The sequence below is a fragment of the Lysobacter terrestris genome (assembly GCF_014489475.1).
Taxonomy (GTDB): Bacteria; Pseudomonadota; Gammaproteobacteria; order Xanthomonadales; family Xanthomonadaceae; genus Agrilutibacter; species Agrilutibacter terrestris.
On record NZ_CP060820.1, the window covers coordinates 774,646 to 792,747 of the forward strand.

General features: G+C 66.1%; 17 protein-coding genes. 7 read left to right on the plus strand and 10 right to left on the minus strand.

Features of this window, described 5'->3' with window-relative positions; all coding sequences use genetic code 11:
* The first annotated feature begins 32 nt into the window (after positions 1-32).
* The 3 genes from H8B22_RS03625 to H8B22_RS03635 are packed head-to-tail and all read left to right on the plus strand — an operon-like array spanning position 33 to position 3,078.
* A complete protein-coding gene (locus tag H8B22_RS03625) occupies positions 33-1,145 on the plus strand; it encodes a glycosyltransferase family 4 protein (protein WP_225876268.1) in 1,113 nt (370 codons plus the stop codon).
* The gene (locus tag H8B22_RS03630; RefSeq protein WP_187712761.1) at positions 1,142-2,062 is read left to right on the plus strand and encodes an NAD-dependent epimerase/dehydratase family protein; all 921 of its coding nucleotides are present in this window, start codon (positions 1,142-1,144) and stop codon (positions 2,060-2,062) included. The genes H8B22_RS03625 and H8B22_RS03630 overlap by 4 nt, the downstream gene beginning before the upstream one ends.
* Positions 2,035-3,078, plus strand: a complete 1,044-nt coding sequence (locus H8B22_RS03635; protein ID WP_187712762.1) for a glycosyltransferase family 2 protein — start codon at positions 2,035-2,037, stop codon at positions 3,076-3,078. The genes H8B22_RS03630 and H8B22_RS03635 overlap by 28 nt, the downstream gene beginning before the upstream one ends.
* Here the strand turns inward: H8B22_RS03635 and H8B22_RS03640 are convergent.
* Genes H8B22_RS03640 through H8B22_RS03685 form a run of 10 tightly spaced genes read right to left on the minus strand, consistent with a single transcriptional unit; the run spans position 3,065 to position 13,368 of the window.
* Positions 3,065-3,961, minus strand: coding sequence for an FkbM family methyltransferase (locus H8B22_RS03640; RefSeq protein WP_187712763.1), 897 nt, complete (start codon positions 3,959-3,961; stop codon positions 3,065-3,067). The genes H8B22_RS03635 and H8B22_RS03640 overlap by 14 nt on opposite strands.
* A 4-nt stretch (positions 3,962-3,965) precedes the next feature.
* The gene (locus H8B22_RS03645; protein WP_187712764.1) at positions 3,966-4,640 is read right to left on the minus strand and encodes a class I SAM-dependent methyltransferase; all 675 of its coding nucleotides are present in this window, start codon (positions 4,638-4,640) and stop codon (positions 3,966-3,968) included.
* A complete protein-coding gene (locus H8B22_RS03650) occupies positions 4,637-5,800 on the minus strand; it encodes a glycoside hydrolase family 99-like domain-containing protein (RefSeq protein WP_187713515.1) in 1,164 nt (387 codons plus the stop codon). Before H8B22_RS03650 ends, H8B22_RS03645 begins: the two co-directional genes overlap by 4 nt.
* A gap of 2 nt (positions 5,801-5,802) precedes the next feature.
* Positions 5,803-7,053 carry a class I SAM-dependent methyltransferase gene (locus H8B22_RS03655; RefSeq protein ID WP_187712765.1) on the minus strand — a complete coding sequence of 417 codons (1,251 nt, stop codon included), beginning with the start codon at positions 7,051-7,053 and terminating at the stop codon, positions 5,803-5,805.
* The gene (locus H8B22_RS03660) at positions 7,050-8,012 is read right to left on the minus strand and encodes a GDP-mannose 4,6-dehydratase (protein ID WP_187712766.1); all 963 of its coding nucleotides are present in this window, start codon (positions 8,010-8,012) and stop codon (positions 7,050-7,052) included. Before H8B22_RS03660 ends, H8B22_RS03655 begins: the two co-directional genes overlap by 4 nt.
* A gap of 1 nt (position 8,013) precedes the next feature.
* Entirely contained in the window at positions 8,014-9,039 is a 1,026-nt protein-coding gene (locus H8B22_RS03665; RefSeq protein WP_187712767.1) for a glycosyltransferase family 2 protein, read from the minus strand.
* Positions 9,039-9,887, minus strand: coding sequence for a class I SAM-dependent methyltransferase (locus H8B22_RS03670; protein WP_187712768.1), 849 nt, complete (start codon positions 9,885-9,887; stop codon positions 9,039-9,041). Before H8B22_RS03670 ends, H8B22_RS03665 begins: the two co-directional genes overlap by 1 nt.
* A 13-nt stretch (positions 9,888-9,900) precedes the next feature.
* Complete coding sequence (locus H8B22_RS03675) at positions 9,901-11,421, minus strand: lipopolysaccharide biosynthesis protein (RefSeq protein ID WP_187712769.1); 1,521 nt, start codon at positions 11,419-11,421, stop codon at positions 9,901-9,903.
* Positions 11,422-11,426: 5 nt separating this feature from the next.
* Positions 11,427-12,521 carry a GDP-mannose 4,6-dehydratase gene (gmd, locus tag H8B22_RS03680; RefSeq protein ID WP_187712770.1) on the minus strand — a complete coding sequence of 365 codons (1,095 nt, stop codon included), beginning with the start codon at positions 12,519-12,521 and terminating at the stop codon, positions 11,427-11,429.
* A complete protein-coding gene (locus H8B22_RS03685) occupies positions 12,511-13,368 on the minus strand; it encodes a glycosyltransferase family 2 protein (protein ID WP_187712771.1) in 858 nt (285 codons plus the stop codon). The genes gmd and H8B22_RS03685 overlap by 11 nt, the downstream gene beginning before the upstream one ends.
* A gap of 160 nt (positions 13,369-13,528) precedes the next feature.
* On the opposite strand from H8B22_RS03685, the gene pilB reads away from it, so the two are divergent.
* The 4 genes from pilB to coaE all read left to right on the plus strand — a co-directional run bounded on the left by pilB (position 13,529) and on the right by coaE (position 18,101).
* Positions 13,529-15,247, plus strand: coding sequence for a type IV-A pilus assembly ATPase PilB (gene pilB, locus H8B22_RS03690; protein ID WP_187712772.1), 1,719 nt, complete (start codon positions 13,529-13,531; stop codon positions 15,245-15,247).
* A 66-nt stretch (positions 15,248-15,313) separates the two neighbouring features.
* On the plus strand, positions 15,314-16,561 hold the full coding sequence (locus H8B22_RS03695; RefSeq protein WP_187712773.1) for a type II secretion system F family protein: 1,248 nt from the start codon (positions 15,314-15,316) through the stop codon (positions 16,559-16,561).
* Between the two features lie 20 nt (positions 16,562-16,581).
* Positions 16,582-17,448, plus strand: coding sequence for a prepilin peptidase (locus H8B22_RS03700; RefSeq protein ID WP_187712774.1), 867 nt, complete (start codon positions 16,582-16,584; stop codon positions 17,446-17,448).
* 32 nt (positions 17,449-17,480) lie between these two features.
* Positions 17,481-18,101 (plus strand): dephospho-CoA kinase, encoded by a 621-nt coding sequence (gene coaE, locus H8B22_RS03705; protein WP_187712775.1) that lies wholly within the window; start codon positions 17,481-17,483, stop codon positions 18,099-18,101.
* Position 18,102 lies beyond the last annotated feature (1 nt).

Here is an 18,102-nt window from a genome sequence, read left to right on the forward strand (position 1 = left end):
CCTTGCCACGACCGGTGGCCCAACCTCGCCGCGTGCTGTTCGTCAGCACCTCCTTCCCTTCCTCGGAGTCGGACTGGAAGGGACTGTTCATCGCCCGCATGGTCGAAGCGCTTGCCGCGCGAGAGGATGTCCGGCTGCGTGCCTGGATGCCGCCCGGCCCGCTGCCGGATGCCGTCGATTCCGCAATAAACGACGACGACGCGCAATGGCTGTCGAAACTTATGCAGGCCGGCGGCATCGCGCACCTGATGCGCAACCGGCCGTTGCATGGCGCGGCGGCGGTGACGGGACTACTGGCGCGGCTTCGCCGTGTCTACCGGGATGCCGCGGATGCGCAACTGTTCCATGTGAACTGGTTGCAGAACGCCCTGCCGCTCCCGCGCAACGACCGCCGTCCCGCGCTCGTGACCGCGCTGGGCACGGATATCCGCCTGCTGCAGCTCCCTGCGATGAAAGCCCTCCTGCGCAGGTCGATCCGCAACCGCCGGACGCTGCTCTGCCCCAATGCGGACTGGATGGTGCCGGTGCTCGAACAGGCATTCGGCGACATCGCTCGCGTGCAATGCGTGCCATTCGGCATCGACGCAGGCTGGTATGGGATCGAGCGCACCCAGAATTCCGATGGCCGCCACAGGTGGCTCTGCGTTACCAGATTGACCAAGAACAAGCTCGGCCCGCTGTTCCAGTGGGGCGAACGCTTCTTCGCGGACCATCCGGGCCGGGAACTGCACGTGTTCGGACCGCGCCAGGAAGCAGGCATCGCCATCCCCGCTTGGGTGCAGTTTCATGGCCCAGCGACACCCGAAGCACTGCGCCGCGACTGGTTCCCGTCGGCCACCGGGCTCATCACCCTCAGCCAGCATTCGGAAGGACGGCCGCAGGTGATGCTGGAAGCCATGGCCGCGGGGCTCCCGATCCTCGCGTCGAGGCTGCCGGCCCACGAAGACTTGATCGAGCACGCGCGAACGGGCTGGCTATGCGACGATGCGGCGGGAATGGCCCAAGGCCTTGAAGCGATCGAAGATCCCATGCGCAATGCGGAAATCGGCGAACACTCGCGCGCGTGGGCGCGCGACCGGATCGGCACATGGGCCGATTGCGCTGATCGCTACGCCGCGCTCTACGACGAGTTGCTGAGCCCATGAACCACGCCCGGGGCAGTGTATTCCTGCTGGGCGCAGGCGGATTCATCGGTCGCCACCTTGCCCGGCGCCTTGCCGAGGACGGGCATGCGGTCATCGCGGCGACCAGGGCGCCGGCCACGTTCGAGCACCCTGGGATCCGCAACGTCGTCGGCGGCTGGGACGATGCCACCCAGTTCGCCCGCTGGCTGCCGGGATGCGCCGCCGCGATCCACGCGGCTTCGTCCAGCACCCCCGGCAGCAGCGACGCGCGCCCGCAACTGGACGGCAACCTGCGCACCACCCTGGCGATGATCGAAGCCCTGCAGGACACGCCTTCGTGCCGCGTGCTGTTCTTGTCCTCGGCGGGGACCCTGTACGGGGATCGCGCGACACCCGCGGCCGAAACCGATCCGATCCGCCCACGCAGCTACCACGGTGCAGGCAAGGCGGCGGCGGAGCACTTCTTCCAAGCGTGGGCGACCCAGTACGAGGGCACCGTCACGGTGCTGCGGCCGTCCAACGTGTTCGGCCCTGGGCAGTCGGCGCGCCGCGGCTTCGGCATCATTCCCACCGCGTTCGATTGCGCGCTGCACGGCACGCCCCTGTCGATCTGGGACGGCTCGACGGTGCGCGATTACCTGTACGTCGACGACCTTCTGGACCTGTGCGCCGCGACGATCGCGCATTCGTTCGAGCCGGGCGCGCATGTCTTCAATGCCGCGTTCGGTGAAGGCGTCACACTCGACGCGCTGATCGACAGGATCGACGCCGTCACCGGCCGCCCGATCGAACGTCGCTACGAAACCGCGCGCCGCGTCGACGTCCACACCATCACAGCCGACACCACCGCCGCGCGTTCTGCCTTCGGCTGGTCGCCCGCCATCGATCTCGACGAAGGCCTGCATCGCACATGGCAGTGGTATTCCACCCAGGCCTGAACGCTCCTGCGCATCCGCGCGTCTCCGTGTGCATCGCCAACTTCGACGGCGAGGCGCTGCTGCCTGCGTGCATCGACTCGCTGCTGACGCAAGCGACCGGCGCCGCGATCGAGATCCTCGTCCACGACGACTGCTCGCGCGACCGCTCGGTGATGCTGCTGCGCGAACGCTACCCACAGGTGCACCTCATCGCCTCCGACGAGAACGTTGGCTTCTGCATCGGCAACAACCGCATGGTCGCGCGCGCCCGCGGCGACTACGTGCTGCTGCTGAACAACGACGCGGCGCTGGCGCCCGACGCGATCGCCCGACTGCTCGAGATGGCCGAACTGATGGGGCGGCCTGCGATCCTCACGCTGCCGCAGCTCGACTGGGACACCGGCGCGCTGGTGGATCGCGGCTGCCTGCTGGATCCGTTCTTCAACCCAATCCCGAACCTCGACCCGGTGCGCGACGACGTCGCCTACGTGATCGGCGCGTGCCTGTGGTGCCCACGCGGCGCGTGGCACGCGCTCGGCGGGTTCCCGGAGTGGATGGAGTCGATCGGCGAAGACCTGTACCTGTGCGGCCTCGCACGCATGCGCGGCATGCCGGTACGCGCGCTGCATGAAAGCCATTACCGCCATCGCCAAGGCGCGACGTTCGGCGGCAACCGCGCGAACGCAGGCCTGCGCACGTCCATCAAGCGCCGCCGCCTGAGCGAGCGCAACAAGACGCGCGCACTGATCGTGCTGACGCCGGGCGTCTTCGCGTGGTTTCTGCTTGCGCTGCACGTGCCCGCGCTGCTGCTCGAAGGCCTCGCGCTGTCGGTGCTGCGCCGCGACGCCGCCTTGCTGCGCGAGATCTACCTCCCCGCCATCGTCACGCCGTTCCGCGAATGGCGCATGCTGCGCGCGCGTCGCAACGAGGTGCAGGCCACGCGCACGATCTCCGTCTTCCGCTGGTTTTCCACCGTGCGCTGGCAGTTGCGCAAGGTGGCGATGCTCGCGAAGTACGGCGTGCCTACGGTGCGGTGAGGCCGGCCACCGCGTCGGGCGTGGCGAAGATGTAGTTGAACGTACCCGAGTCCGTGCGCCGCGCCGCCCACCACGCTTCCACGCGTTCGCGCGGCACGCGCCGCGGCGTCGCTTCGGCCGTGTACGCCTCGTAGCCGTTGTCCCAGAACGTCTGGAACACCTGCAGGAAGTCCGGGTTGAAGCCGTCTGGGTGGAATTCGTGCAGGCACACTTCGAGCAGCCACATCGGGCGCACGCCGCGGCGCAGCGTCACCTGCGCGCCCTGCAGCACGCCTAGCTCCGCGCCTTCGACGTCGATCTTGACCAGCAGCCGCTCGTTGTCGAAACGGCCGGCCAGCAGATTGTCGAGTGTCGCCACCGCGACCGTCTGGCTGTGGCGCGACGAATAGCCGGCCCAGTTCTTCAGCAGCGACGCCGACGGACCAGACGCACCGTACAGCGTCAGCAATCCCGGCGATGCGGCGAGCGCGACGGGCATGACTTCCGCGTTGCGCTCCCAACCGTTGCTGATCAGGTTCTGGTACAGGCTGCGCAGGTTGCGCGGTTGCGGTTCGATCGCCATCACGCCGCGCCCATTCTGCAGCGCCAGGCACGTGTAGTAACCGAGGTTGGCGCCCACGTCGATGAAACGGTCCACGCGCTGCAGCAGTTGCGCGAGCAGCGCGGTTTCCTCCGGTTCGAACGTGCCGTTGCGCATCTGTTCGTACGCCGGGTGCAGGCCCGCGTGGAGCTTGAAGCCGAGCGGCGTCACCGTCTCGCGCGTGCGCGTCCACACCAGCGCCCCCCAGTTGTCGCGGAACACGTGCCACTTCCAGCGCGCCCAGTGGTACGCGCGCTTGGCCGCCGGAAACTTGTTGGCCTGGCGTTTGACGAAGGCGAGCATCGCGTCAGTCCCGGGGCGTGCGTGGCCCCGAAGCGGGCACCGCTTCGAGCACGATCTGGATGGCGAAGAGGCTAGGCCACGCGCGGCCGAGCCAGCGAAGAGGTTCGCGCACGAACCACGGATGCTTGTGCAGACCGACGTAGCCGTCGATGCGCACCACGCGCAGGCCGGCGCCTTCGACCAGCTGCACCATCGTGCGTTTGGTGAAGAAGCGCAGGTGCGTGCGATCGAGGATGCCGTAGTCCCTGTAGTCCCACCGGCCCAGCAAATGCGTCAGGCGATTCACCGCGAACGCGATATTGGGCAGCGACAGCAGCGCACGCCCGCCGGGCTTGAGCCGGGGCACCAGCGCGGCGAGCACTTGATCGGGATGCATGGTGTGCTCGAGCACGTCGCCGAACAGGAGGAAGTCGTAGGTGCGGCCGTCGGCATCCGGCACGCCGCGGTCGAGGTCGCCGACGTCGACGCGTCGGTAACCGTTCTCGCGGGCGTGTTGCGCTTGTTCGGCGTCGCGCTCGATGCCATCGACCGTGGCGTTGGCGTCGCGGATCAGCGCGCGCCCCAGGGTGCCGTTCCAGCAGCCTACGTCGAGCACCTCCGGTCGCCCGCCATGCGCGCGCACGGTGCGAACGAACACCGGGTTCGCGTGCGCGTACACATCGACATGCGCGTCGGTCATGGCAGCACCTTGCGCGGCACGCCGAGCGCATCGGCCGTGGCGTCGAGGAAGGCGAGCCCGTGTTTCTGGTCGGGTTCCAGGTGGCAGCCTTCCGCCCATTCGTTCCAGGCGTTGAGGAACACCAGGCGCTCATCGGGCGCGCGCGCAGCGACGCGCGACACGGCATCGTCGAGCCAGCGCTTGTACTGCGCGCTATCGTGGTTCTCGATGATCGTCGCCGACGTGCGGCGCACCGCGTTGTCCCAGCTCGGGAAGACGATCGGATACGTCGTCGGTTCCAACGGGTCGCGCGCCACGCGGCCCGACACGTATGCCGCGTAGTCGACGACGGTGTTTAGGTTGCGATTGCCGAGGAACCGGCTATTGCGCAGTGCGTCGTACCAGCGCGCCGGCAGCAAGCGTTGCAGCAGCGAGACCGCATGGCCGGTCGCGTTCTTCGACGCGGGGAAGTGTTTGCGGTTGGGTTCGAACTCCACCACGCCATCGAACCCCAGCGCGCGGATGCCCGCCGCGTCCAGCGTCGAGAAGCCGGTGCGCATGCCGCAGAAATACGGCGACGCCACGCCGGCATCGACGCACGCCTGCCGCCAGCGCGCCAGCAGCGCCGTCGCATCGGGCAACGACTCGGGCAGGTAGACCAGGAACAGCGGCCGCCCATCCACACGCACGTAGCGCGGGTCGCGGAACGCGTCGATCAGCCACGCGATGTGCGCGGCATCGTCCGCATCGCCGTAGTCCTGAGCGATCAGCACGTCATGATCGCGCCCGCTCCACGCGCGCGACCAGGTCTGGTTGGCCCAGCAGAAACAGAACGGGAAATCCGGTTCGCCCGACGCCAGCACCTCGTCAATGGGGCGATGCAGCAACCGCTTGCCCTTGAACCAGTAGTGGTAATAGCAGAATGCCTCGATGCCGGCCGCGCGCGCCATGCTCGCCTGCGCTTGCCGCGTTTCCGGCACGCGCAGGTCGTAGAAGCCCAAGTCCGCCGGCAGATGCGGCTGGTAGTGCCCGGCGAAGCGCGGCTTGCCGGTGACCACGTTGGTCCACTCGGTAAAGCCGGCGCCCCACCACGCGTCATTCTCCGGAATCGGATGGAACTGCGGCAGATAGAACGCGATCGCGCGTGCGCGCGGCGCGTCCTGCGGCGGCGACGCATGCATCGTCACGCGGGCGCGCCCGAGACGAGAGCCTGCAACTCGGGCAACGGGAACACAAGCGTGCGGCCCGCGTATGCCGGGTTGGCGAGGAAGTGGCGGCGGAAATGCCACGGCAGCACGAGGTGGTAGTCGTGGCCGTGCGCGAGCACGTCCGACTCCGGCGCGATCGGCAGGTACGTACCCGGCGTCATCGCGCCGAACTTGTCGGGGTTCACTTCGCCGACTTCCGCGATGTCGTCGGTGGTGATGCCGCAGTACTGCAGCAGCACGTTGCCCTTGGTCGAGGCACCGAGCGCTGCGATGGACTTGCCCTCCGCCCTGGCGCACTCGATGAAGGCGCGCAGGCCGTCGCGCGATTGCGCGGTGCGGCGTGCAAAATCCTCGAACGGCGCAAGCGTGTCCAGCCCCGCGGCGCGCTCCTCAGCGAGCACACGCGCTACCACGGGGCTCTCGGCCATGCCCGATGTCGACTTGGCCGCCGTGACCGAGAAGCTCCCGCCGTTGACGTCGTTGAACTCGAGATCGACGATCGTGAAGCCCACGCGGTCCGCCATCCATTTCACCTGCCTGAGCGCGTAGTACTCCAGGTGTTCATGGCAGACAGTGTCGTACGACAGGGCGTCGAGCATCGTCGGCATGTAGCTCTGTTCGAACACCCACACGCCATCGTCGGCGAGCACGTCGTGCACGTCGCGCATGAAAGCCATCGGGGCTTCGAGATCGTAAAACATCGAGAACGAGGTCAGCACGCGCACGCGCTTGCCCGGGCGCACCTTGCGCAGCGTATCGGCGGTGAAGAAATCCGCGCACAGGTCGACGTGCGGCTTGTAGTACTGGCGGAACTTGGCGCCGGTGGGATCGATGCCAAGCAGATCGGCACCGAGCGATTCCGGGTATGCGCCGAGCGTCGTGCCGTCGTTGGCGCCGACATCGACGACGAGATCGCCTTCGCGCAGGGATACCAGGCGCAGCACGCGTTCGACCTTCGCATGCAGGTGCCGCACCATGCTTGCGTTGAGCCCGGAGCGGTAGCCGTAGTTGTCGCCGTACATCTCGCCGAGGTCGTACGAATGCGCCAACTGCAACAGGCCGCAGCCGTCCTTGTCGAAGCACTTCACCAGCCGCAGCGGGCCGGTGGTCACCTGCGCATCGCGCGAACGCGGGAACACGCCGGTCAGCATCTGCTCGCCGAGGTCGAGGACCTGCTCGAGATGCGTGTTGCCGCAGATGCGGCAGCGGTCGAGGGCTTGCGTCATGACATCGAATCCTTGGCAGCGAGCGACGCGATCGACGCGTCGACCATCAGGCGCACGAGCGCCTCGAAATCCTTCGTGGGCCGCCACCCGAGGCGGTCGCGGGCCCTGGCGGCATCGCCGACCAGCGGGCCGCGGGCGTCGTGGCGCAGGTCGGCCGCGTTGTCCTTCACCCAGTCGCGATAGTCGAGGCCCGCATGGGAGAACGCAACCTCGCAGAACTCACGCACCGAATGCAGCTGGCCGGTGGCGACGACGTAGTCGTCCGCCCGGTCCTGCGCCAGCATCAGGCGCATCGCCCGCACGTAATCGGGCGCGTAGCCCCAGTCGCGCCGGGCTTCGAGATTGCCCAGGGGCAACGGTTCGCGGTCGCCAGCATGGATCCGCGCGACTGCGTCGGCGATCTTGCGCGTGACGAAGGCCGGTCCGCGGCGCGGGCTCTCGTGGTTGTAGAGGATAGCCGAGCAGGCGAATGCGCCATGCCGCTCGCGGCAGGCGCGGATCGCGGTGTGGGCGAACAGCTTCGCGGCGCCATAGGGACTCTGCGGCCGGAACGGCGTGGTTTCGTGTTGCGGCGCGTCGACGGGGTCGCCGAACATCTCGCTGCTCGAGGCCTGGCAGAAGCGGATCAAGGAATCGGTCTCGACGATTGCCTGCAGCATGCGGGCAACGGCGATGCCGTTGAATTCCCCGATCGCGACGGCATCGTCGTACATGCCGGCGCCAGTCGAGAAGGCGGCGAGGTTGTAGAAGGCGGCGGGACGCAACGACTGCAACAGCCCGCGCAGCGCGGCCACGTCGGCGAAATCCCACTCGGCGTACTCGACGCCGTCGACGCGTCGCACGGGCGCTGTGCGCCCCTTGCGCAACAGCCCGACAACGGCATGCCCTTCCTCGCGCAACTGCTCGGCGAGGTAGCTGCCGTCCTGCCCGCTGATGCCGGTGATGAGGATCGTGGCCATCTCAGTAGCCCGCCGACCGCGCGACGGCGCGCGCCACGAACGTCGCGTGCGGGCTGCGCGAGAGGTCGTAGATGTTCATGCGCGCATGGCGCGCGAACAGGCCGCAATACAGGCTCGACAGCGCGTTGGCGAAGCGTGGCGGCATCCAGGCAATCGTGCGCGACAGCAGTCGCTTCGTGGTCGTCATCGGACAGGCCGCGAGGTAGCGATCGTACTCTCCGCGCGCATAGCCGCCGATGCTCCGGTACAGCAACAGCTTCTGGGGTTGCCGCCACGGTTCGCGCGCGCAGATGCGCGCCTTCGCGGCTTCGGATACGCCTGCGAACGACCAGACGAGCGACGGCCACTTGAACATCCAGATCTCGAACCCGCGCGGCGTCCACATCGCATTGCCGTAACGGATCGTTATCAGCGGCTTGGCGATGACGCGGGTGCGCGGCGTGCGCGACTGGAAGATCACGCCGACGTGCACGAACAACGAACCGTAGTACGCAGCGCGATCGCGCGCGATCCAGAAGCTGCGCAGGATGACGACGCAGCCGATGAAACTCAGCGCATGCGCGGTGTCGACGAGCAGGCGGTCGGCGTCTGCCGGCGCGTATTCGACGTCGTCCTGCTTGGCGACGAGTGCGCCGCGCAGGGTGCCACCGAAATCGATCGTGCGCACTTCGGTATTGACGATCACCAGTTCGACGTTGCCATCCAATGCGGCCAGGACGCGATCGACGGCGCCTGGTTTCAACAGGTCGTCGTCCGTCATCAGCCAGCAGTACTCGCCGCGCGCGTGCGAGACGGCGAGATCGTAGTCCTGGTCGACGCCGGACGCCTTCGGCAGGCGCACGTAGCTCACGCGGGCATCGGCGGCAACGTATCGGCCGACGACGACTTGCGTGTCGTCCTTCGATGCGCCGTCGACGATCACCAGCTCGACGTCGTCGCGCAGCTGGCCGACGATCGTGTCGAGTGTCTCGCCGATGTACGCGCCGCGATTGAGGGTCGCGATGCAGATGGACAACCTCGGCTGCATCACACCTGCTCGAGCGGCTGGTCGGCGATGAGCGCGAACTGGCCCGCGTGATCGCGGCCCTGCGCGCGCAGCTGGTAGCGGTTTTCCGCGAAGGCGAGGCCCTTTACGCCATCGACGAACCCGGCGTTGAAATGCGCCGGATCGACGAAGAACGCATTCACTCCATTGGCATCGACCGTGATGAAGCGGTAGCCGCGTCGCGCGAAGAACGTCTTCCACCCGCCGACGGACACGCCGTAGTACAGCAGCGAGGGGTGCGCGGTCGCGCGGCGGAAGTCGGCGGTGTACTTCGACGCGATGCTGCGCTCCGGGCCGAACGCCGAGTTGTATTCCACCGACACGATCTTCGGTCGGAAGCCGCGATCGAACAGCGCGTTGGCGATGTGGTAGTCGTTGCCGTCGATGTCGAGGGAGAACACGTCCGGGTCGCGGTGCGGCGCCTTCGCCAGGATCGCGTCCACCGACTCGAGGGTGACGAACATCGGCACGCATTGGCTGCCGATGCTGTAACGCGCGACGTTGCGGCGCGCGCGCGCCGATTGGCGCGGGTCGCCTTCGATCATCAGGCCTTCGTAGCCGGCGGTAGTGAGCAGCCAGCTGCTGTTGTTCTCGGTGCCGTCGGCCGCGCCGATCTCGACGACGCAGCGATTGGCGGATGCCAGCTGGCGGCGCAGCACGTCGATGATCCCGTCCTCGCCGTTCTGGCTGAAGCCCGAGAACTCCCACGTGGCGGGGTCCCGCAGGTCGACCTGTCGCGAAAGCATCGAAGCGCCGCCCTTCGCGAGCGCGATCGCGACGCGCTGGCGATCCTTGTAGTCGATCAGGTAGTCGATGGCCCTGCCCAGCATCCCCACGCTCCAATCAAGAAAGGCCGTGCCCGGCGGGCGTCGGACGGCCGAGCGCCATGTCGATGACGCGGCGGAATTCCCGGGGCGCGAACGTCCCGGCGACGCCAAGTCCGATCCCCGCGAGCGCGGCGAGTCCGCCGATCCCCGCGGCCACCCATGGGCCGACCGCGAGCGTGCGGGAAATCCACGCGCCAAGCAACGCTGGCAGCAGCGTGGCCATCAAGGGCACCGCTACATTGCGCGTGAGCCATGGCCAACCTGCGAAGGCCATCACCTTGCGCCCGGTCAGCCACGTTCCGAGTAGCACGTAGAGCACACCGAGGATCGCCCACGCCCAGGCGCCGCCGAGCGCGCCGAATCGCATCGCCAGCAGGATCACCAGCGGCAGCATCACGAGGAGCAGGACCAGCGTGGTGAAGAAGGCCAGCCTGGGCTTGCCTGCGGCCAGCTGCAGCGTGTAGGGGAAATACATGATGCCGGTGAGCGACATGCCGATCGCCAGCCACGCGACCAGGGGCGCAACATCCGCCGACAGCGCGGGATTGCGCAACCAGATGTCGAGCAGGGCCCCCGCCTGGAACACGAGCAGGAAGGCGAGCGCGAAGAGCGCCGTGGCGAACAGCCGGGTGCCCGCGTCGTAGAGATATTCGAGCGACACGATGTCGCCGCGCGCGAACAACGCAGAAAACTTGGGGAAAAGCGCGCTGAACAGCGGCGTGGTCAGCACCTGCAGGCCGCTGACGACCAGCGTGGCGAGCACGTAATGGCCGAACGTCGCGAGGTCGAGCGTGCGGCTCAGCACGAGCTTGTCGACCTGCGTCAGCAGGAGGCCGCCGATCGCCACGCCCCCCATCCACGCGGAGAAATGCCATACCCGTTTCAGATCGCCGAAGTCGTAGGGCGCGCCGCGTTCCCCCACCGCCCGCCGCGCGAGCACGTGCAACACGATCGCTTGCAGCAACCCGAAGCCTGCTTGTACGACGAAGAACGCCTGGATGCTGCGCACGCCCCAGGCGAGCACCGCAATGGTGGTGAATGCGGCGCATATGTTGATTGTCATGCTCGTCGCGGCCGAACGCGCGAGCCGGTGGGCACCGACCAGCGCGCCGTGGTACAGGCTGATGGGCCAGCGGCAGGCGAGATTCACGCCCATCAGTGCAACAGCCTGGGCGACGGCCGCGTCGGGCAGGGCTTTCGCCTGCAGCCAGTGCGCGCCGATCCACGGCGCGATCGACGCGACGATGGCGGCGATCGCGACCGCGACACCGACGTACACCACGCCGAGCGTGCGCAGCAGCGAGGCCGAGCGGCGTTGCTGGCCGGTTTCCGCGCCGTGCGCGATTTCGCGGCTGACCGTCGGCGCCAAGCCGAGATCGAGCACCTGCAGCACGGTCTGCAGCGTCGCGTAGAAGCCGATCAGGCCGTACGCCTCCATGCCGAGGAAGCGCAGGTAGAACGGCAGCGCGATGAGGTTGATCAGCACGACGACGACCGAGTTGGCCATCCCCGCCGCCATGTTCCGCGCCAGGCGCATGCGCGTTACTCGTTGAAGTCGTCGGCGCGGTAGCCGTGCTGCGTGATCAAGGCGTCGCGCTGCGCGGCATGTAGGTCGGCCTGCGCCATTTCGCGCACGAGGTCGTCGAAACCGATCGTCGCCGACCAGCCGAGCTCGCGCTTCGCCTTGGATGCATCGCCCAGCAGCGTGTCGACTTCCGAAGGGCGGAAGTAGCGCGGATCGATCGCGACGATCACCCGCCCTTCGCCGTCGACGCCCTGCTCGTCCAGGCCGCTGCCGCGCCAGGTGAGGTCGATGTCCAGCTCGCGCGCGACCGCCGTGACGAACTCCCGCACGCTGTATTGGTGCCCCGAGGCGATCACGTAATCGCTCGGATTGTCCTGCTGCAGGATCAGCCATTGCGCGACGACGTAGTCGCGCGCGTGGCCCCAGTCGCGCTTGGCGTCGAGATTGCCCAGGTACAGGCACGGCTGCAGCCCGAGCTTGATACGTGCCAGCCCGCGCGTGATCTTGCGGGTGACGAAGTTCTCGCCGCGCACCGGCGACTCATGGTTGAACAGGATGCCGTTGCTCGCGTGGATGCCGTGTGCTTCGCGGTAGTTCACCGTGATCCAGTACGCGTAGAGCTTGGCGGCCGCGTACGGCGAGCGCGGGTAGAACGGCGTCGTCTCGCGCTGCGGGACCTCCTGCACCATGCCGTACATCTCGGAGGTGGAGGCCTGGTAGAAGCGCGTGCGGTCGCGCATGCCAAGGATGCGGATCGCTTCGAGCAGGCGCAGCGTGCCAAGCGCGTTGGTGTCGGCGGTATATTCGGGCTGTTCGAACGACACCGCGACGTGGCTCTGCGCGGCGAGGTTGTAGACTTCGTCCGGCTGCGTCTGCTGCATGATGCGGATCAGGCTCGACGAATCGGTCACGTCGCCGTGGTGCAGGAAGAACCGGACGCCGGCCTCGTGCGGATCGCGGTAGAGGTGGTCGATGCGCTTGGTGTTGAATGACGAAGCACGACGCTTTATTCCGTGAACTTCATATCCCTTCTCCAGCAAGAGCTCCGCAAGATAGGCGCCATCTTGCCCAGTGACGCCGGCAATCAATGCTCGCTTCACGTCAGAACCCATCCCGCCGATAGAGCAGACTTGTGATTTGCTCGGATATCAAGCCGATAAGGAAGATGATCACCGAGGCACTGAGCAAGAGCACACTCATGTTTGTGAAGCGGCCAGAGGTAATGAATGTCCATGCATAATGCCCTAACCCCGCTAGGAAGAAGGCCAACGAAACCGGGGCGAACAACTTCACGGGCGAGTACAGCGTTGCGATCTTGAAGATGATCAGCAGAAAGCGCACGCCGTCCTTTATCGGGCGGATGTGGCTGGCGGTTCCGACTCGCCGCGCTACCTGGATCGGAACGTAGGCTACTGGGTAGGCGCTACGGAAGAAGGCCATCGTCGAAGTGGTCGGGTAACTGAACCCGTTCGGCAGCAGGTACAGGAATTCCCTGAACCGGCTCGCGCGCACAGCCCTGAATCCAGAAGTGAGGTCGGCGATGCGATGACCGGTCATCCAACTGGCGATCCGGTTGTATAGGCCGTTGGCGACTCCCCGGCCGACATTGGCCTGGCCGGATGAACTCCGGGCGCCCACCGCCATGTCATACCCCTGCTCGAGCCGCTCCAGCAACTGGGGGATGTCTCCGGGATCGTGCTGGCCGTCCGCGTCCATGAACACAAGAACCTCGCCGGAGGCGGCCCGGGCCCCGCGCTTGATGGCCGCGCCATTGCCCATTGAATATGGGGACGAAAGCACCCGGACACCAAACCGGTGAGCCACCGTGGCAGTATCGTCGGTTGAACCGTCATCGATGACGAGGATTTCGGCGTCGGGCAGGAGGCTCGCCAGCTTGGGCAGTGTCCTGGCCAAGCCCTCCGATTCGTTCTTTGCCGGCAGGATCACCGAAATCTTCATGCGCACCCCCTAGAGACCGAAAGAGTAGCAGCACGGGGACTGTGCTCAGGGCACTCGTCACATCTTGCGTAACGAGCCCCGTACCCACTGGGCTCAGGTGCCCTCCGGGGCCATGATTGCGGTAAAGTCGGGACGGGGAAATGCCTGAGGGGCTTGAATCATGACCGCCAACCTGGTGGGAATTACCGGCATTGCCCGTCGCCTCGTTCTGGATGGAGCCCTTGAGGAACAGCCCGCACGCGATGCGATGACTGCGGCAACGGCCGAACGCAAGCCGATGTCGACTTACCTGGTCGAGAAGCGCCTGGTCACCCAAGCCCAACTCGCCGCGGCCAACTCGATCGAGTTCGGCGTCCCCCTCTTCGACGTCGCGGTCCTAGACCCGTCGCAGACCGCGATCAAGTTGGTCAGCGAGGAACTTGTCCGGAAGCACAACGTGCTCCCGATGTTCAAGCGGGGTAACCGCCTGTTCGTCGGCATCTCGGACCCGACCAACACCGTCGCGCTGGACGAGATCAAGTTCCAGAGCAACCTGGTGGTTGAAGCCATCCTTGTCGATGAAGACAAGATCCACCGGACCATAGAGCAGTGGCTTGCGACCGCGGACGCGCTCAACGACTCGATGGGCGACGACGAGGGGATGGAGAACCTTTCCACCTCGGGCGGCGACGACGACTTGGCGGCCGCCGGCGACTCTGGCGTCGATGCCAAGGGCGACGACACGCCCGTGGTCAAGTTCATCAACAAAGTACTGGTGGACGCCATCCGCAAGGGCGCGTCGGACATCCACTTCGAACCGTACGAGACCGATTACCGGGTGCGCCTGCGCATCGACGGCATCCTGAAGCAGGTGGCCAAGGTTCCGGTGAAGTTGCAGGCGCGCATCGCCGCGCGCCTGAAAGTCATGGCCCAGTTGGATATCGCCGAAAAGCGGGTGCCCCAGGACGGGCGCATCAAGCTCAACCTGTCCAAGACCAAGCAGGTGGACTTCCGCGTCAGCACCCTGCCCACGCTGTTCGGCGAGAAGGTCGTGCTGCGTATCCTCGACGGCGGCGCGGCCAAGCTGGGCATCGAAAAGCTCGGTTACGAAGCCGACCAGCAGAAGCTGTTCGTCGACGCCGCCGTCAAGCCCTACGGCATGGTGCTGGTCACCGGCCCCACCGGTTCGGGCAAGACCGTATCGCTGTACACCGCACTCAACATCCTCAATAACGAGGAGCGCAACATCTCCACCGTCGAGGACCCGGTGGAAATCCGCGTACCCGGCATCAACCAGGTGCAGATGAATGTGAAGCGCGGCATGACCTTCGCGGCCGCGCTGCGCAGCTTCCTTCGCCAGGACCCGGACGTGATCATGGTCGGCGAAATCCGCGACCTGGAGACTGCCGAGATCGCGGTGAAGGCGGCGCAGACCGGCCACATGGTGCTTTCCACACTGCATACCAACGACGCGCCCCAGACCATCGCTCGCCTGATGAACATGGGCGTGGCGCCGTTCAACATCACCTCATCGGTTACTTTGGTCATCGCCCAGCGCCTTGCGCGGCGCTTGCACGACTGCAAGCGCGAGATGAGCATCCCCGAGCATGCGCTGCTGGCCGAGGGCTTCACCCACGAGGAAATCGCCGGCGGCATGAAGATCTACGAAGCCGTGGGTTGCCCGGATTGCACCGAGGGCTACAAGGGGCGCACCGGCATTTACCAGGTCATGCCGATGTCAGAAGAAATCCAGGCCATCGTGCTCGAAGGCGGCAACGCCATGAAGATCGCGGAAGCCGCGCAGAAGTCGGGGGTGCGCGACCTCCGCCAGTCGGCGCTGCTGAAGGTCAAGAACGGTGTCACCAGCCTTGCCGAAATCAATCGTGTCACCAAGGATTGACGGCCAATGGTGGCCTTGATCCGCTAACGCCGTTGCCGTAACAGAAGACAACCCGGGGACTACATCGTGTCCGCAGCCAAGACCGCCACCAAACCCAACCGCCCGAACCCCCTCACCCTGTTTGTCTGGGAAGGCAAGGACCGACGCGGAGTTACCATGAAGGGGGAGCAGTCCGCCAAGAGCGCCAACATGGTGCGCGCGGAACTGCGTCGCCAAGGAATCACCCCGGACGTAGTCAAGGTCAAACCCAAGCCACTGTTTGGTGCCGGCGGCGGTTCGATCAAGCCCAAGGACATTGCCATCTTCAGCCGCCAGCTGGCGACGATGATGAAATCCGGCGTGCCGATCGTGAACTCGCTGGAGATCATCGCCAACGGCCAGAAGAACCAGAAGATGAAGGATCTGGTCGAGACCCTGCACGCCGATATCGGCAGTGGCTCATCCATCTACGAGGCGATGAGCAAGCACCCGGTGCAGTTCGACGAGCTATACCGGAACCTGGTCAAGGCTGGTGAATCCGCAGGCGTGTTGGAAACGGTGTTGGACACGATTGCCACCTACAAGGAAAACATCGAGTCGCTGAAGGGTAAGATCAAGAAAGCGCTGTTCTACCCTGCCACGATTATCGCCGTGGCCATTCTGGTCTGCGGCATCCTGCTGGTATTTGTCGTACCGCAGTTCCGCGAAGCCTTTCAGAATTATGGCGCAGACCTACCGGCGTTCACTGAGCTTGTCTTCGGCCTATCAGCCTTCATGGTGCGATGGTGGTGGGCGTTTGCGTTGTTCGCTGCTGCGGCGATTGGCGGCTTCATCTTCGCCATGAAGCGGTCGCCCGCGTTGGCGCATTTCGTCGACCGGATGATGCTCAAGCTGCCGATTGTCGGCCAGGTGCTTCACAACGCTTCAATCGCTCGATTCTCACGCACCTTGGCGGTAACGTTCGCAGCTGGCGTACCACTCGTAGAAGCCTTGGACACCGTTGCCGGCGCTACGGGCAACCAAGTTTACGAACAGGCCGTACACCGCATGAAGAATGACGTGGCCGTCGGTTATCCGGTCAACGTGGCCATGAAACAGGTCAACCTGTTCCCGCACATGGTGGTCCAGATGACCGCCATCGGCGAAGAAGCCGGCGCGCTCGACACCATGCTCTTCAAGGTCGCCGAGTTCTACGAGCAGGAAGTGAACAATGCAGTCGATGCACTATCGAGCCTGATCGAGCCATTGGTCATGGTGGTCATCGGCACCATGGTCGGTGCGATCGTCATCGCCATGTACCTCCCGATCTTCAAGCTGGCCATGACGGTCGGTTGATCCTGACGACTTACTGATCAATGGCATTCCTCGACCAGAACCCCGCCATCGGCTATCCGCTGGTGGCGGGCTTCGGGCTGCTGGTGGGCAGCTTCCTCAACGTGGTGATCCTGCGCCTGCCCAAGCGGCTGGAGTGGGAGTGGAAGCGCGATGCGCGCGACGTGCTCGAGCAGCCGGAGGTCTACGACCCGCCGCCGCCGGGCATCGTCGTCGAGCGCTCGCACTGCCCGCACTGCAAGCACCAGCTGAGCTGGTACGAGAACATCCCGGTGTTCAGCTGGCTGGCGCTGAGCGGCAAGTGCCGCAACTGCAAGGCGCCGATCTCGATCCAGTATCCGCTGGTCGAATTGCTCACCATGTTGCTGTTCGTGGCGGCGGTGTGGCGCTTCGGCTTCGGCTGGCAGGGCTTCGGGGCCATCGTCTTCAGCGGCTTCCTCATCTCGATGTCCGGCATCGACCTGCGCACGCAGTTGCTGCCCGACAGCCTGACGTTGCCGCTGATGTGGCTGGGCCTGATCGCGGCCGCCGACAACCTGTACATGCCGGTGAAGCCCGCCCTGCTTGGCGCGGTGGCGGGCTACGTCAGCCTCTGGTCGGTGTGGTGGCTGTTCAAGCAGCTCACCGGCAAGGAAGGCATGGGCCATGGCGACTTCAAGCTGCTGGCGGCCATCGGCGCCTGGACCGGGCTGAAGGGCGTGCTGCCGACGATCCTCATCTCCTCGGTGGTCGGCGCGGTGATCGGTTCGATCTGGCTGGCGCTCAAGGGCCGCGACCGCTCGGTGCCGATTCCGTTCGGCCCCTACCTCGCGATCGCGGGCTGGATCGTGTTCTTCTGGGGCCAGCCGATGATCGATGCCTACCTGCGCTTCGCGGGTCTCGCACCCTAGATCAGGCACAGGCTCCGCGGCGGGCTCCGGGCATGAGCGACTACATCATTGGTGTCACCGGCGGCGTCGCTTCGGGCAAGAGCGAGGTGACGCGCCGCTTCGAAACCAGGGGCATCGTCGTGGCCGATGCGGATCTCGCCGCGCGCGCCGTCGTTGCACCGGGTACCCCCGGATTGGCCGAAGTCGTGGCAGCGTTCGGTCCAGCGGTGCTGACGGCCGACGGCAGCTTGGACCGTGCGGCGATGCGGCAGCGCATCTTTGGCGACGAACCGGCGCGTCGGCGCCTGGAGTCGATCGTCCATCCGCTGGTACGCGCGCAGCTGCGCCGCGAATGCGAAGCCGCTGCCGGCCCATACGCGATCGCAGCCATTCCGTTGCTGGCCGAAGGCGGCGGGCGTGATGCCTACCCCTGGCTGCAGCGCATCCTGGTGATCGATGCAGCCGTCGAAGTGCAGCGCATGCGGCTGATGCAGCGCGACGGGATCGATGCAGCGTTGGCCGAGCGCATGATCGCCGCGCAGGCATCGCGCTCGCAGCGGCTCGCGTGCGCCGACGATGTGATCGTCAACGACGGCGCGCTCGATGCGCTGGACGAGCAGGTGGCGGCCCTGGACCGCCGGTACCGCGCACTGGCTTCGCAGCCACTGCGCTGAG